The 15959-nt window shown below is 43.0% G+C and carries 15 protein-coding genes; 6 read left to right on the forward strand and 9 right to left on the reverse strand.

Features of this window, described 5'->3' with window-relative positions; genetic code table 11:
* The first annotated feature begins 17 nt into the window (after positions 1 to 17).
* On the forward strand, positions 18 to 1343 hold the full coding sequence (hutI, locus tag ACT3S4_RS02435; protein ID WP_444760364.1) for an imidazolonepropionase: 1326 nt from the start codon (positions 18 to 20) through the stop codon (positions 1341 to 1343).
* A 164-nt stretch (positions 1344 to 1507) separates the two neighbouring features.
* Here the strand turns inward: hutI and ACT3S4_RS02440 are convergent, their stop codons facing one another.
* Together ACT3S4_RS02440 and gdhA are read right to left on the reverse strand one after the other, a co-directional pair.
* Positions 1508 to 2092, reverse strand: a complete 585-nt coding sequence (locus ACT3S4_RS02440; RefSeq protein ID WP_426241435.1) for a PepSY domain-containing protein — start codon at positions 2090 to 2092, stop codon at positions 1508 to 1510.
* A 195-nt stretch (positions 2093 to 2287) separates the two neighbouring features.
* A complete protein-coding gene (gene gdhA, locus ACT3S4_RS02445; RefSeq protein ID WP_201502734.1) occupies positions 2288 to 3634 on the reverse strand; it encodes an NADP-specific glutamate dehydrogenase in 1347 nt (448 codons plus the stop codon).
* A 636-nt stretch (positions 3635 to 4270) separates the two neighbouring features.
* On the opposite strand from gdhA, the gene ACT3S4_RS02450 reads away from it, so the two are divergent.
* From ACT3S4_RS02450 to ACT3S4_RS02470, 5 genes are all read left to right on the forward strand, one after another.
* Entirely contained in the window at positions 4271 to 4633 is a 363-nt protein-coding gene (locus tag ACT3S4_RS02450) for a roadblock/LC7 domain-containing protein (RefSeq protein WP_010201036.1), read from the forward strand.
* A 272-nt stretch (positions 4634 to 4905) separates the two neighbouring features.
* Positions 4906 to 5400 (forward strand): PAS domain-containing protein, encoded by a 495-nt coding sequence (locus ACT3S4_RS02455; RefSeq protein WP_055124629.1) that lies wholly within the window; start codon positions 4906 to 4908, stop codon positions 5398 to 5400.
* Between the two features lie 3 nt (positions 5401 to 5403).
* A complete protein-coding gene (locus tag ACT3S4_RS02460; RefSeq protein ID WP_193216818.1) occupies positions 5404 to 6153 on the forward strand; it encodes a PhnD/SsuA/transferrin family substrate-binding protein in 750 nt (249 codons plus the stop codon).
* A 234-nt stretch (positions 6154 to 6387) separates the two neighbouring features.
* Positions 6388 to 7005, forward strand: coding sequence for a hypothetical protein (locus tag ACT3S4_RS02465; protein ID WP_055124631.1), 618 nt, complete (start codon positions 6388 to 6390; stop codon positions 7003 to 7005).
* Positions 7006 to 7046: 41 nt separating this feature from the next.
* Positions 7047 to 7661, forward strand: a complete 615-nt coding sequence (locus ACT3S4_RS02470; RefSeq protein ID WP_045444387.1) for a hypothetical protein — start codon at positions 7047 to 7049, stop codon at positions 7659 to 7661.
* A gap of 470 nt (positions 7662 to 8131) precedes the next feature.
* Here the strand turns inward: ACT3S4_RS02470 and ACT3S4_RS02475 are convergent, their stop codons facing one another.
* The 7 genes from ACT3S4_RS02475 to ACT3S4_RS02505 all read right to left on the reverse strand — a co-directional run bounded on the left by ACT3S4_RS02475 (position 8132) and on the right by ACT3S4_RS02505 (position 15749).
* Positions 8132 to 8653, reverse strand: coding sequence for an HdeD family acid-resistance protein (locus ACT3S4_RS02475; RefSeq protein WP_314884212.1), 522 nt, complete (start codon positions 8651 to 8653; stop codon positions 8132 to 8134).
* Positions 8654 to 8778: 125 nt separating this feature from the next.
* Positions 8779 to 9354: a GNAT family N-acetyltransferase gene (locus ACT3S4_RS02480; protein ID WP_444760365.1), complete on the reverse strand. Its 576-nt coding sequence runs from the start codon at positions 9352 to 9354 to the stop codon at positions 8779 to 8781.
* Positions 9355 to 9385: 31 nt separating this feature from the next.
* A complete protein-coding gene (locus ACT3S4_RS02485) occupies positions 9386 to 10126 on the reverse strand; it encodes an NTP transferase domain-containing protein (RefSeq protein ID WP_444760366.1) in 741 nt (246 codons plus the stop codon).
* Complete coding sequence (locus ACT3S4_RS02490; protein WP_444760367.1) at positions 10123 to 11511, reverse strand: XdhC family protein; 1389 nt, start codon at positions 11509 to 11511, stop codon at positions 10123 to 10125. The genes ACT3S4_RS02485 and ACT3S4_RS02490 overlap by 4 nt, the downstream gene beginning before the upstream one ends.
* Before the next feature lie 139 nt (positions 11512 to 11650).
* A complete protein-coding gene (locus ACT3S4_RS02495) occupies positions 11651 to 14110 on the reverse strand; it encodes a molybdopterin cofactor-binding domain-containing protein (protein ID WP_444760368.1) in 2460 nt (819 codons plus the stop codon).
* 2 nt (positions 14111 to 14112) lie between these two features.
* A complete protein-coding gene (locus tag ACT3S4_RS02500) occupies positions 14113 to 15105 on the reverse strand; it encodes an FAD binding domain-containing protein (RefSeq protein WP_444760369.1) in 993 nt (330 codons plus the stop codon).
* Positions 15102 to 15749 (reverse strand): 2Fe-2S iron-sulfur cluster-binding protein, encoded by a 648-nt coding sequence (locus tag ACT3S4_RS02505; protein WP_444760370.1) that lies wholly within the window; start codon positions 15747 to 15749, stop codon positions 15102 to 15104. The genes ACT3S4_RS02500 and ACT3S4_RS02505 overlap by 4 nt, the downstream gene beginning before the upstream one ends.
* Between the last annotated feature and the right edge of the window lie 210 nt (positions 15750 to 15959).

Here is a 15959-nt window from a genome sequence, read left to right on the forward strand (position 1 = left end):
ATAATCAGGAGAACATTATGGATAATTCCAATAATATGACAGAGATCACGCTCGACGATGCTAGCATGGCATCATTTGATCATGTTTTTATCAATGCCAATCTTGCGACTTTTTCGGCGCAGTATGGTTTTGGCATGTATACAGATGAACATACAAATAGCATCCCATATGGTCAATTAAACAATGCTGCTATCGGTATTAAAAATGGCAGCATTGCTTGGATTGGTGAGCACAATCAAATCACTGCTCATCTGACTCACTATCAAGACCACCAAATCACAGACGTAGATGGTAAATGGATAACTCCTGGACTTATCGACTGTCACACTCATATCGTCTATGGTGGCAATCGCAGTAACGAGTTTGAGGCACGTTTGCAAGGCGCTAGTTATCAAGACATTGCGGCACAAGGTGGCGGCATTGTCTCAACCGTCACCGCTACCCGCGCTGCCAGTGTTGAATCGCTATTTGCACAAAGTGAAAAACGTTTAATAGCACTCATGAAAGAAGGCGTGACCAGTATCGAAATCAAATCGGGCTACGGCTTAGATTTAGATACTGAACGCAAGATGCTCACGGTTGCTCGCCAGCTTGGTGAAAAATATAATATCCATGTGAGTACCACATATCTAGCGGCGCATGCCCTACCACCTGAATATAAGTCTCACATGCAGGACCGCTCGGATGACTATATCGAGCAAGTCTGTACATGGTTACCGATACTACATTCAGAAGGCTTGGTCGATGCGGTCGACGGCTTTTGTGAAAATATTGCCTTTAGCACTGAGCAAATCAGACGGGTTTTTGAGGTGGCACGCTCATTAAATATCCCAGTTAAACTGCACTCTGAGCAATTATCCGACATAGGTGGCAGCGCTTTAGTTGCCGAATATAAAGGGCTATCAAGCGACCATTTAGAGCATTTATCAGAAGACGATATCAAAAAAATGGCGGCCAGTAATACGGTTGCAGTTCTATTGCCCGGCGCATTTTATACCCTGCGGGATACCAAGTTGCCACCCATTGAGGCATTACTCAGGCACCAAGTACCTATGGCTATTTCTACTGATTGTAATCCTGGCACCTCACCACTTACCTCGTTATTGCTTGCGATGAACATGGGCTGTACGCTATTTTACTTAACGACTGAAGAAGTTTTGGCAGGGGTGACTGTCAACGCAGCACAGGCTTTAGGACTGTCTAATAAGGGTAAAATAGAAGTTGGCTGTGATGCAGATTTGGTCTTATGGGATATCGCCCGACCTGCGGATTTGGCTTATCAGATGGGGCTAAACCCTATTAACGGCATTATGGTTCAAGGCAAGTGGCGTGAGACGGTATAGCGAACTTATCTAACTACTCAGATTAAAAAAGCCACAGTCATTGAATGATTGGGGCTTTTTTAATAATAAATGCGCGGCTTTGATATCTCATTTTCAAAAAACTGAGTAGCAAGAAAAACGACTATTAGCGATACCTATCATATCTATCTATTTAACTTACTTAGCTATTTCTTAAACTTATTGTTAAATACACTGCCAGTATTGGCATCAACATTTAGCCAAATGATACTATTACCTTTGAGGATATCAGCTTCATAATAGGACGCATGATCACTATAATCTCGGTCGTTTTTAAACTCAATCTCGATAACACGCCCGCCCGATTGTTTTTCAGCAATTTTCATTGCCTGTTTAACATCAATCTTCGCTTGTTTAAGTGCCTTATAATCTACCAGATCATCACTGTCTAATCGTTCCACATCCGTACTAATCACTCTACCATTCATGGCGTCAATTTTGATTTCATAGTTTCGGCTACTGGTTACAAATTCCATCTCATACACACCGCCTTGCGCTTTATCATCATCGTGATCAAAGCTGGCACTCATCAATAGACCAGATGACTTTTTCGCCGCAATATTTATTGCTTGTTGTAAGCTTATTCTACTGGCTTTGGCGGCTTGGACCTCACTTGCTAGCGGTTGCTGCGTAGATGCATAGATTGTCGTAGTCAACATAGCCGCACCCACTACTACTGCAGCACGAGTACCCAAAGTCGTTAGCGAAAATGGCTTGAAAATCTTGCTCATAACGGTCTCCACAAAATTAATCTTATTGAGTGTTCTAAAATTATTATCTTTTAAAAAACACACATTATCAATAGGTCAATCGTATCACTTCATAAAAACCACTTTGACTGCTCACGGTAGGGTTAATCCATAAAAAACGCGCCTATCGTTAAAACAGACGCGTTATTCGTTAATAGGTGGCTATGATAAAAGTACTTAGTTTAAAATACCGTAAGCAACCAATGCATCAGCAACTCGTTTAAAGCCAACGATATTGGCACCAGCCATATAGTTGATATAGCCATTATCCGTTTGACCATACTGTTCTGAGGCATCAGCTGCGCAGTCATGGATATTTCGCATGATATTTTTGAGGCGCAAGTCGATTTGCTCAAAGCTCTTATACTGACGGACTGAGTTTTGTGACATCTCAAGCGCAGACACTGCTACACCGCCCGCGTTGGCGGCTTTACCTGGGGCATAATGCACCCGGTGCAAACGAATATAGTCGATGGCTTCAGCAGTCAATGGCATGTTGGCACCTTCGACAACGTATGTGATGCCATTTTCAACCATGAGCTTGGCATCTTCTTCATTGACTTCGTTTTGCGTCGCAGATGGAATCGCGATGTCACCTTTGAATTGCCACGGCTTTTGCTGCGCAAACCACTCTCCACCATAAACATCGACGTACTCAGCCAACGGTTTGCTTTTTGCTTTTTGCGCCTTGAGCCAATCAATTTTTTCTTGATTCAGACCCGCTTCATCATACAAAGTCCCTTGTGAGTCTGACACAGTGACGACGATGCCGCCCAGCATATGTGCTTTTTCAGCAGCATGTAATGAGACGTTACCAGCACCTGAAACCAATACTCTCTTACCTTTGATATCGTCATTTTGCGCCGTAAGCATGTTTTCTAAGAAATACACCGCGCCATAACCTGTCGCCTCAGTACGCATCAAACTGCCACCGAAGCCAACGCCTTTACCGGTCAAAACACCGCCATATTCGTGCGTTAAATTCTTATACATAGCAAACATATAGCTGACTTCACGCCCACCCACGCCAATGTCACCAGCGGGCACATCGATGTCTTTATTCACATAGTGATGTAGCTCACGCATAAAGGCATAGCAAAAACGGCGGATTTCACTGTCTGTTTTGCCTTTAGGATCAAAATCAGAGCCACCTTTACCACCGCCCATTGGCAATCCAGTCAAAGCGTTTTTGAATATTTGCTCAAAGCCTAAGAACTTCAACACAGATTGGTTGACAGTCGGATGAAATCTCACGCCACCTTTATAAGGACCTAAGGCATTGCTGAACTGGACACGCCAGCCGCGGTTAACCTGAACTTCACCTTGGTCATTTTCCCAGTTAATACGAAAAGCAATAACGCGGTCAGGCTCAACGAGGCGCTCAAATATTTTAAAAGTATCATATTCTGGGTGGGCGTCGTATAACGGCGCAATCGTAATTGCAACTTCTTTTACCGCTTGAACGAATTCAGGTTGATGGGCGTAACGCGCTTCGACTTTTTCGATGGCCTGACTGATACTCATATCTTTTCCTTAGGGTAAAAATGGTGATCGTGCTTACTTACACCGATGTCACGTCGTATGACAACAAACGAGAGGATTGTAGACACTGGTGTAAAACTGAAATTGCCCCGACACGCTGGCTTGTGTAGAGACAAATGGGATTAAAAAAGCTGACTGAATTTATGCCTAGACGCCACATTCAGAGACAAGAACATTTTTTATCTCATAATATATATCATTTTTGAGGCGTATAAGTCTAGTAAATATCACCATCATGAAAAGTTATAAGCGATTTTTATTGGTATAGTCTAGAGTACGCCTTTGCATAGCACCTTGAGATGCCGACTGATGAGCTTACAGATCTCATTGATTGTGCTAAAAATAGTCCTGTATTACTAAAAAATTTTCGTTTTTCTAATCGGTCAATAAATCAAATATTAATGGAAATTTGTGTATTGATAACCGTTAAGTAAAGACGAAAGGTCAATAATCAACACCAAACGGTATAAAAAACCCAAAAACTTGGCTTTTTGCTCGAGCTGATGTATATCAATATTAACAGCAAGGGTTTATAATAGCCGACTTAGTCAACATTTATTCTCCACCATTACTCACTGTTATTTTATCAATTTAATAACCCGTCATAGAGAAAGCGATATGCGTACAGATTCATTCCAGCAAATCTTGGAAGACCTAAACAGCTCATCAGCCGATGTTGAAGCATCTGCCCTTATTTCTAACGATGGTCTGATGATTGCCTCAGCACTACCAACGGGCGTTGATGAAGACCGTGTTGGCGCTATGTCAGCGGCTTTATTGTCATTGGGTGACCGCGCAGGTCGTGAGTTGGCACGTGGTAGTATCGATCGTATTATGATTCAAGGTGAAAAAGGCTACGTGATTATGACCTCATCTGGAGATGAAGCGGTACTTACCATTATGGCAAAACCAAATGCAAAACTTGGTTTGATATTCTTAGATATCAAGCGTGCCTCAGAAGCCCTTGCAAAACTTATCTAACTGGTAAATTTAGATTTTTGTCGATAACACATTTTTTATTATTTAACGTCATATAGCACATAGCGCGACTGATAAATATGACGTTAAATCAAAATGAAGTGACTGTCTCATAAAAAATATTTAAGATGGCACACATTATTTGTGTGGAATAATGGCCTGATAAATATTGGGACGACGACTGAGCTGAAAGGCAACATGATGTTGTCGACAACTACCACACCAGATTGGCTTTTTAATCATTATAAATATAACGATAAATAAAGGAGATTACGATGGGTTCTCCAATCCCTGATGCACATAAGCCTGATATGCCCGCTGAGCAGATTACTCTGACTTATTATGATGGTACATCGCGGACTGTCTATGATACTGGTATTGAACGCCCTTATCCTGATGGCAAGCTGATTGTATCGCGTACCGATTTGGATGGTGTGCTGACTCACGTCAACGATGCTTTTGTCGAAATCAGTGGCTACAGCGTTGATGAGCTTATTGGTCAGCCACAATCTATTTTGCGCCACCCTGATATGCCAAAAGCCGCTTATAAAGATTTATGGGATACCGCAGCGGCGGGGCAAAAATGGCATGGCTACGTTAAGAATTTATGCAAAGATGGTAGTCACTATTGGGTCTATGCGACCGTTGTGCCAAACATTCGTCGCGGCGAAACAGTGGGTTATACCTCGGTACGCCGTAAGCCATCACGTAGCAAAATCGAAGCTGCGATGGCTCAGTATGCCCAAATGAATCAAAATGAGGAAGGCTAAATCATGACGACACACAATATGTTAATCGCCCCTGATTTTTCTCCTGAGCGTTTTGCAGGCTGGCACATGTTTAATATTTTGATTCAAAAACGTGCCAACCTAAATATGCATCTGAATATACCTACCTCACATGCTGAACAAGAGAAAATCATTGAGGCAGGTGACATTCAAGTTATCTATGCCAACCCATTTGATGCAGCTACTTTGATCCGTGAACAAGGCTATCGCGCTGTTGCACGCCCTATCGGCAAATCGGATGAGATGGTCATTGCTGCTGCGGCAAACAGTGATATCAAGCGCTTAGAAGACATTAAAGCGGGTGCGACCGTAGCAATGGCAGACAACCGTGATGTTAAGCTGATTGGCTTACGCTTGCTAGAAGCTGTGGATATAGAAGAGTCTGACCTTAACTGGGATATCACTGAAACTTATCAGGCAGCTGCCCGTAAAGTCATCAAAGGTGATGCTCAAGCGGCTTTCTTCTTGGCAGAGATTTTTCATAGCTTTTCACGCTTGACCAAAACTCAGCTGTCAGTGCTAATCGAAAGTGATTTGGCAGATATTAGCCATGTATTACTGATTAAAGATGGCTTTCCTGATACAGAAATATTCATGAATGCGATCCTGAACTTGCATAATGATGACGATGGTAGAGAAGCATTGGCTGAACTTGGCATGCCTCAAGGGTTTGAAGCCATGGATGAAGAAGATGCTGAATTTATGATAGATTTGATGCAAACTTTACTTGATTAATTATTAATTATTAATTGGCACGCCGCACCGTTTCGCTTAGTGAAGTCATAGGCTATTGTCGCTCAATAGTGGCTATATCATTTTGACCATACGATATTAGCCATAAGCTGTTAGCCATACAATATTAGCCATACAATATTAGCCATACAATATTAGCCATACAATATTAGCCATACAATATTAGCCATAAGCTGTTAGCCATACAATAGACACTATGACGTAAAGGACACTATTATGTCTGATTTAGACCTTATTAAAGAAAATGAGATGGAAGCGCGCCGAGTATTTCGTTTATATTCGCGTAAAGTGTTTTTGGCACCCAATAACCGTCATTTTCATGAACAACGTATCAATGCCGCATTACTTTTAACCGAAAAAGAGCCGCTGCAAGGTGCCGTCGCAGACTTTTTTTATGGCTGTTGGTATGACATTCCTTACGATGTAAATAACCTGTTTACGCGTATTAAAGATCGCTTGTACCCTCATGTCCAGCAAGGGTTTCGCGATTGTATTAATAAGAAGCGATATATTCAACGCAATAGTATGCTGGCGACTCGCTGGAGTGTCCTGATATCGCCGTCTCTCAATGAGCAAAAACAGCGATTGCTTATCAGTAGCGATGACGCCAAAGAAATATCCAAAGACATCACCGCTGAGCTCATGCAAGCGCGTGAAGATAAAGATTGGGGCACGATTGAGCAGATCGAAAACGAATTCTTTGCTCACTGTATCGCTCGCAATGATCGACTTGCCTTCTCGTTAGTATGGTTTCGCTTGGGTAAAAGCGACTGGCAGTTCGATGAGCGCTGGAACAACTGTCAACAGCATCTTGATCAGACCATCAAGACCTAATTTATCGCCGATTTAACCCTTTCATCACAATGGTAGCCGCTATGTCCTCTTACTTAAATGCTGATAAAACGTATCTAACCCTCACTCCAGCCGGTATTTTTGAGGCATTTTCACAAAGTGAGCCCACTGATGAACAGCTGTCATTACAAGACTTAATGTCCTATGGGGAGACGTTGCTCGCCGCTGATTGGCTTGAGCGTTATTCTGACGAATGGCTACAGAGCTTTATAGAACACGGCTGGATTGAAAAGCTGTCTTTGTTGTTACCCGCACCCAATCTGCCGTTGGATCAGTTTTTACCGTATGTGGTTGCCAGCTTATCCGGTAAACGCCGTGCCGCTATTGGCTCTGATGAAGGGTTTTGCCTAGCACGAATCGGTTACAGCCAAGAAGAAGCGGACATGCTAAGTGTTGCAGCTGCTGACTTTTCAGGTTTTATGATTCGCCAAAAACAACGCGGCTGGGCGGTCGAAAGCCAAGCCATCTCGTTTTTTCAACAAGTTGACTTACTGATTCCTGAGACTAGCTTTGTGTTTTTATGGATTGATGGGTCAGGTTACGCCCTCATCATCGATGGCGAGCCTTTGACTAATAGCCGCGCCTTTGTTGAGATGGTATGGGCATTGAAAACGTCTGGCTTAAGATTTCTTAGCTAAATCAACCAAACCGCTTGATATACCATTAAATATCAGTATGGCACGCTGCCATACTGACCAGTGCGCTTATATCAAACTAAGCGCACTTCTTTCAATCTCTCACATCTGCTTTACTTTCAATATATTTTTTTCTTTCCTCTTCTGCTATAGCCGATTTAATACGATTTGTATACAAGGATAAGGTATTACAAATTGCCCTTAGGCTTTACGCATTATTAAGATGTGATATTCAAATAAATTATGAAATAAAAAAAAGACGCTTTAAATAGCGTCTTTTTTGTTTGTTGCTAGGGCGTGTCCTCATTTCAAAAATGGTGATAAAAATGATTTAAATTGCCGTCAAACGAGGAAAATAGCGCAGATAATATCGGGATATTAACCAGCTATTTAACGATGTTTGGCAAAATTTAGCCATTTTTAGCCCGTTTAGATATGATCAATTGAATTGAGAACACGCCCTAGAACTACATTTATATATTGCGCACCACAATTGATGGTATACGTGAATACATAATTAATGATATGCCGTTAGATATCAACTCGACGGCCAACAGTATGCCAAGAATATACGTCGCTGACTGCGGATAACTGGTAAATATCATGATAGCCAATATAATCGAGAGCAGACCTGAGAGTAATATTGGGACAAAAGCCACTGTCCTACGGAGACCGAAAGCAACAACAACTCTGACTATACCTGTTGCCATAAATAAAATAGCAATTACCATGGTCAAGGTTAATATGCCTTGCAACGGATCTTGTAATAACTCAATACCAATCAATACACCAAGTACACCGCCGATGGCCGCCAGCACTTTTCCAGTGGTACTATGTGCTCGAAATAGGGCAATGAACTGTAAAACACCCACTAAAAGAAAGATAAAACCTGCTAACTGCTCAGCGGCCAAAGTGGCACTAAGAGGATTAAAAAATGCAAAGATACCGCCAAGAATACTAATGATGCCAATGACTAACCATAATGTACGATTCATAAGACGACCTTATTTTACATTTAATAGAAAATAAATTATATCGCAAACCTTACCTTGTGTTGTATAACGGTAGTAATATCTTCGAGTAGTCCTGTTAATATCAGAGTGTGGGCATTGATTTGTGGTCACAAGCCTGCTAACTGATTTTCCCACTGTTGCCGCGTCATGTTATACAGTACATGCTCAGCCAGCCGATGGTTAGAGTCAAGGGCTGGGTGGTAGAAGTTGGCTCGGGTATTCATCATGCCAAGGCGCTCCATAACCAATTGCGAGCGTTTATTAATAACCGCTGTGAATGACACAACCTCATCGAGCGACAGCTCAGTAAAAGCAAAATTCAGCGCCGCACGCGCCGCCTCGGTAGCATAGCCCTGTCCCCAATAATCTTTATGTAGTCGCCATGCAATCTCGACAGCCGGAGCAAAAGACATATCTGCGTGGGTATCATTCAAGCCAACAAAACCGATAAAAGCCCCATGCTCTTTTGATCTATCTTTTAAACTGACGGCCCAAAGCCCCCAGCCTTGATTAGCAATAAGCTGCTGGCATTTACTAGCGATGATGTCACTTACTTTAGGCGTTAATAACTTGGGGAAATATTTCATTACTTCAGGATCAGCATTTATTTCAGCAAAAACAGCAAAGTCACTTGCTTGCCATTGCCTGAGGTAAAGACGTTCTGTTTCTATCACATTTATCATTTTTATCACTTATGGATTGACACTATTAATACTATTTATCCAGCCAGCCTTTTTGCTTAGCATGAGCAAGTTGCTCAGGAGTATCGATATCATAGCTCATTTGATGATTAACAACGGTACTTATCTGACTGGGCGGCAAACCTCTAATTAAATAACGCAGCCCCTTATCGCCTACCAGCAATGCTTGCCACTCTCTGAGTAAATCATAATCAATCGTTAAAGGTAAACCGATAATGTTTTGCTTCAATACAGTGGCAGCAGACGTTTCATTTAAATTCATATTATTTAAATGCTGCCAGCTACTATATTCACTTGCTACCACTAACTCCTTACCTGCCAGCAGTCCCATTAAATGCTGCTCATCGAGTAAAACTTGATCAACACCCATAATGACGACGCGCTCGATTAATGAGCTTGTTAACTGCATGACTGCATCAATAGCCAAATTCAAACTATACGCCATACCTATTTCAGGCGTAGGATTTACGACCATTTGAATCATAGAGTACTGAAAAGCCAATTCATTGATCGCACTGGCTATTGATGGTTGATTATCAGGAATGACTATAATAATTGCTTGCGGTTTTGTAGAAAGTGCGAGTTTGGTCATGAAGCAAATTAAGGGTTCGCCATCTTTACACAGTAACTGTTTTGCTTGACCTAAACGCAGGCTCAGTCCACTGGCCAAAATAATGACCGCATGGTTTGGTAGCTTTGATAGATTTATTGGCTTTAGTTGCGTAGATGCTAAAATAGATGCGTCGCGGCTCATGATAAACTTGTCGATGCACGAGCACTTATAGCAGTCGTCTCTATAGAATTAATATGCGTAGAAAATAGCGTTGTAAAGTTAGTGTTTGGCAGATGAGTGTCTGAGTTTTCTGCTAAGAGGTTTTGATTATGCACGACCGCATTGACTTGTGCCATGATACCCAGTGCTAAAGCTTCAGGTCCATCTCCGCCCAGCTTATAGCCAATCGGATAATGCAGTTTTTTGATGCCTAGGTTTAAACTGGCAGGATTTGTAAGCCTTGTACTAATTTCTTCGATTAAGCGCTCGGTACGGTAGCGTGGTCCTAGTTGTCCAAGATATTTATAGTGATTAGCATGCTCTAATAATACGCCAAGGCGAGCACGGTCTTGGCTGAGACTATGCGACATTAAAGCAATAGCGGCATTTTTACTTATTTTTAGTAAAGTGTCACTATCATCTAACGCCAGTACCATCACTCTATCTGCCTGAGGAAAACGCCGCTGCGTGGCATATTGCGCTCGACTGTCTACCACTGTCACATGCCAATCTTGCAGCTTTGCCATCGTAACTAGCGGCATCACATCATTGCCAGCACCACAAATCAGCAAACGTATCTGTGGTTGTAGGCGCTGAATCAGCCATTCTGTGGCTAAATCGTCATTGTCATCTTTTACAATGACGTACTCAGCATTTTTATGGAGAAGTTTATATTCGGATAAACTTTCAATAGCATGGATAACTGTGCTTGAAGCATTAGATACCACTTTATCTGAATTATTAGCGTCGATAGCGGTGAGTTTTCCTGACTTGATATAATTATCTAGGTTAAGACGCAAACCAATTTGAAGTTGAGAGTTTGGATTATTTTGGTTGTTAAAATGGATTGTAGAGCGGATTAAAGTTGCTACCGTTACCGGCTGCTGAGACTGACGAACCTGACTGATGACATTTAACAAAGGCATTGCCGTTGCCAGCCTTTCAAACAACACATGTACGCGCCCATTACAGCCTAATCCAAAATTTAACTCGTCCAAATCAATATCTTGTTCATCGTATTTATGATCTGTGCCCTTATTATCACTGCCTCTATTAAAATCAAAACCCTCTTCTAATACGCTTGCTGGCACATTACCATTTTCAGCATATTCGATGTCGTCACCCGTTTGGTAAACTTGCACGTTTGCACCATCACGCGTGAGCCAAAAAGCACGTTTGATAATATGCGGCTCCAAGCAGCCACCGCTAATCATTCCGACCGAACGTCCGTCTTCACAGATAAGCATCATTGCGCCTGCGCGGCGATAGGCTGACCCTTCGGTACGCACGACGGTTGCTAATACCGCGTCGACCTGTTGTTGCTGAGCCTCGCGTGCCAGCTTAAGAATATCAGCAATTTGATTCATAATGTCTCTTATATACTCTCTATCATTGATGTCCATATACGAACTATATCCATCATGACCAACTTATAAAACCAGTTTATAAAGCCCGCTAACGACTACAATTAGCGAGTTTATGTTGTCCATCTATTTGACTAAAAACCTACTCTGGTAGCTCATAAAGTAATTTGTCGAGGGTAATAGGAAAGTCATAAACTCGTACACCCACGGCGTTGTAAACGGCATTAGCAATAGCAGCGGCAGCACCGGCAATGGCTGTTTCCCCAATACCTTTTATATGCATTGGATTGGTATACGGATCGTCCTCTTCTACCAAGATAACATCAAGCTGAGGAACATCCGCATTGACTGGTATATGGTATTCTGCAAGATTATGATTACATAGCCGACCGTCACGCTTATCGTGAATCACCTGCTCCATCAATGCAGAACCAATACCAAATATCATACCGCCGTAGCACTGTGAGGTCGCTGTTTTGTGATTGAGGATACGCCCTGCTGCAAAGGCACCAGTCATACGTTTAACGCGTATTTCACCAGTCACTCGGTGTACAGCGACCTCGGCAAAATTAGCACCAAATGACGCTTGGCGATGACTTTTGGCGTTTTTACCCGGTGCAATTTGACCTTTGGCACTGAGTTTTTGGTCATCATATTGAGCGACAATATCGGCTAATGAATGAGTCTGGAAATTACTAAAGTCATATTCTTTCGATTCAGTTAGTGAGATTCCAGTTATTTCAGCTAATTTATCTTTTAAATCAGCCACTTTATCTACGATGTTATCGCCCAAACCTGCTACTTTTTCTTTTCCTGCTTCTATGACGGTTTCTACCACTGTTTCTACAAAGTTAGCATCATGCTCACCTATCTGCTTAATTTGACCGTTATCCAGCTGAATGGTGTCAGGGTATATACCGACTTTTTCTGCGATCATCTCACGTAGCTGCTGACAGGCAAGATAAATACTACTGCCTGAACTGGCAGCGCCCATGCTCCCCCCTGAACCAACCGCAGGTGGCAAGCTGGTATCACCAAGCTTCATTTCAATATGATCTATTGGTAGCCCTAACAAATCTGCAGCAACCTGAGTAAATACGGTATAAGAACCTGTACCGATATCGGTCATGTCTGTCTCAATCAGGGCTTTGACGCCCAGCGCTTTTGAGTTATCTATTTGCAGGGTCGCCCGTGCTTCTGATGGCGCTAAGCTGTTGCCGCGAGCTGCCGCTGCCATACCCATGCCCATCCACCAATCACCTTCTAAGCGACTGGCAGGCTTAGCATTGCGTTGATTCCAGCCAAACTGTTCAGCCGCTTGATCGATACAAGCGATAAGCTTACGCGTGGAAAACGGGATGCCTTTACTAGGATCTTGCTCAGGCTCATTGCGACGGCGCAGCTCGACAGGGTCTAGGTTGAGTTGCTCTGCCAATTCATCCATCGCACACTCAAGGGCAATCTGTCCGACTGCTTCGCCGGGGGCACGCATCGAGCCTGACAATACTTGGTTCATATCTACTTGCTGATAGTTGACCCGGCGATTGTCACCGCGATACAAATAATGCGTAGAGAGTGCTGCTGGCTCAAAAAAGGCTTCTCCTGGCAAATTACTAGAGACCGTCTCATGAATCATAGTGTCGATAATACCGTCTTCACTACAGCCAATTGTGATGCGTTGACGCGTGTTTGAGCGTCTAATCGTTGCCTCCATTACTTGCGGACGTGTCATAGTGATTAACACGGGACGACCCAACTCTTTTGCTGCGAGTGCGGCGGCTATGGATTCTGGTGAAATACCAAGCTTGCTACCAAAACCGCCACCGACATAACGAGCAATTAATTGTACATTTTCTGGATCCAAATCCAATGCATCAACGATTTGCTTTTTGCACGAAGAAAGCATTTGATTAGATGAATACATAATCAGCTTCTCACCTTCCCAGTGAGCAAGCGTTGCATGTGGCTCCATCGCTGCGCTGTTTTGACTTGGCGTATGATAAAAGCGGTCAAGGGTTACCGCAGCATTTGCGAGGCTTTGTTCTGGATTGCCCTTTTCTGAATTTTTATCCGAACCTTTTTTTTCATTAACGTCATGAGCATTTGGCAGCTCTGCCGTAAAGTTCAATGCCGCCTGCTCAGTCTCATCCTCATAAGTCACTTTGAGCGCTTTTGCGCCTTCGGTCGCCGCCTCAAACGTCTCAGCAATGACAACTGCTATCGGCTGACCATGATAAAAAATCTCACTGACGCCTTGCTTAGGTGATTTGGTTGCACCGCCTTGTTGGGCATTGCGTAAAAAGTGCTCAGGATCGGTCACCACTTTAATAATGTCAGGAATAGCCTCTAAAGAGCTGCTATCAATTTCCTTAACGCGTCCCTTGGCAATCGTTGCGCTCACCAAAACACCATAGGCTTGATTGTCTAAATGAATCTCTGCCGTATAAGGTGCTTGACCACTAACCTTGAGCGACCCCTCAACTCGGTTAATAGGCTTACCCACCAACTTGCTCGCTGTTTTGTCAAAAAGTGATTCGACAGGCGCATTCATCATCATTCTTTTGGTCGGTTCTGACGGAAATACTGAGTCCAATAATGACATGATTATGCTCCCTTGCCCGCTAATGCGCGTTGAATAACTTGTTTGAGTAGACGACGAGTCAGCGGTATTTTGAAATCATTTTGACCACTACCTTTAGCCTCTTTCAGTAATAAGTCCGCTGCTTGTTTAATGACATTTTCATTGCCATCAGTACCCGTCAGCAATGCCTCAACGGCTTCGTTACGCCATGGCTCAGTGCCAATACCGCCGAATGCTAGGCGCACTGTGTCCAAACACCCATTATCAGTCACGTCTATTATCGCGGCACAAGACACTAGGGCAAAAGCATAGGACGCGCGATCACGCACTTTGTCATAAGTGTGCATGCCTTTGATGGGCGCTGGCAACACAACATGAGTGATAAGCTCACCAGACTCTAAAACGTTTTCGATATGTGGCGTGTCTTTTGGCAAACAATAAAAGTCTTTAATCGCGATTGTACGCGTTGAACCATCCGTGTTTAACGTCTCAATAGTGGCATCTAATAAGCGCATCGCGACGGCCATATCAGATGGATGTTGAGCAATACAGGACTCGCTAGTACCCAAAATTGCCAAGGTACGATTTTCACCATTGATAGCTGGGCAACCAGAACTTGAGTTGCGTTTATTGCAGGCACTGTCTGTCTGATAAAAATAATAACAACGAGTACGTTGCAGTAGATTACCGCCCGTCGTCGCTCTATTACGCAACTGTCCTGTCGCACCTGCCAAAATCGCCCGTGATAGCACTGGGTAATTGGCAATGACCTCAGAATGCGCGGCCAAGTCGCTATTGGTCACTAGCGTACCGATGCGTAGGCCACCATCTGTAGTCTTCTCAATTTGAGCTAATGCTAAGCGAGTGATATCCACCAGCTTAACTGGCGTTTCAATCTCTAACTTCATCAAGTCTAAAAGGTTGGTACCCCCTGCGATAAATGAGGCGTCTTTTACACTAGCAAATTGGGCTGCCTGCTCTGGCGCGGTAGCACGGCTATACTCGAAACGTTTCATGAGCGATCTCCTAACCTGCTAGTTGCCGTCTTATTCTTCATAGATTGACTACCTAGCTGCGCTTCACTAGGTGGTGGCGACCAAATACCCGTTACTTCTGATTTTTGCACTGCGTTAATTTTAGATGAATCATTCATTTGATTTTCGAGTACTTGTGAAATGGCTTTAATAATATTGGGATAAGCAGAACAGCGGCAAATATTGCCACTCATACGCTCAGCGATTTCTTGCACCAGCAACCCATTAGGATTTTGCAAATCTGTAGTGACATGACTGGGCCAGTTTTGTTTAATCTCATCGATCAACGCTGTTGCTGAACAAATTTGCCCAGGGGTACAGTAACCACATTGAAACGCATCATTATCTTTAAAGGCTTGTTGCAACGCTGACAAAGATTCGGGCATGCCAATACCTTCAATCGTGGTAATGTCATCACCATCGTGCATAACTGCCAAGGTCAAACAGGCATTGACCCGACGCCCATTGATAATTATGGTACAAGCGCCGCACTGACCATGGTCACAGCCTTTTTTAGGCCCCGTAATTTTGAGGTACTGACGACAGACATCGAGTAAGGTCGTGCGTGGATCAAGATGTTCGAGCTGATAATCTTGCTTATTAATGGTTAAGTTCAAGGTAGACATGCTGGCTTCTCGCTGGCAGATAATCAAAAAAATAGGGTTAAACGCTTCTTAAAAGTCGCGCCAATCGATTTATTATGACTTATTAGAAATGTCGATTTGTTTTTACTTTGTAGTTATTACAGTGTAGTTTTTAATCTAAAAAAATTTTTCTTATCACTATTCGCTTTCGCTTATTTACTATCAATTTTATAAATGAAACTCAAGAACTCA

It is taken from the genome of Psychrobacter sp. AOP30-A2-5, from assembly GCF_052378115.1.
In the GTDB taxonomy this organism is placed as follows: domain Bacteria; phylum Pseudomonadota; class Gammaproteobacteria; order Pseudomonadales; family Moraxellaceae; genus Psychrobacter.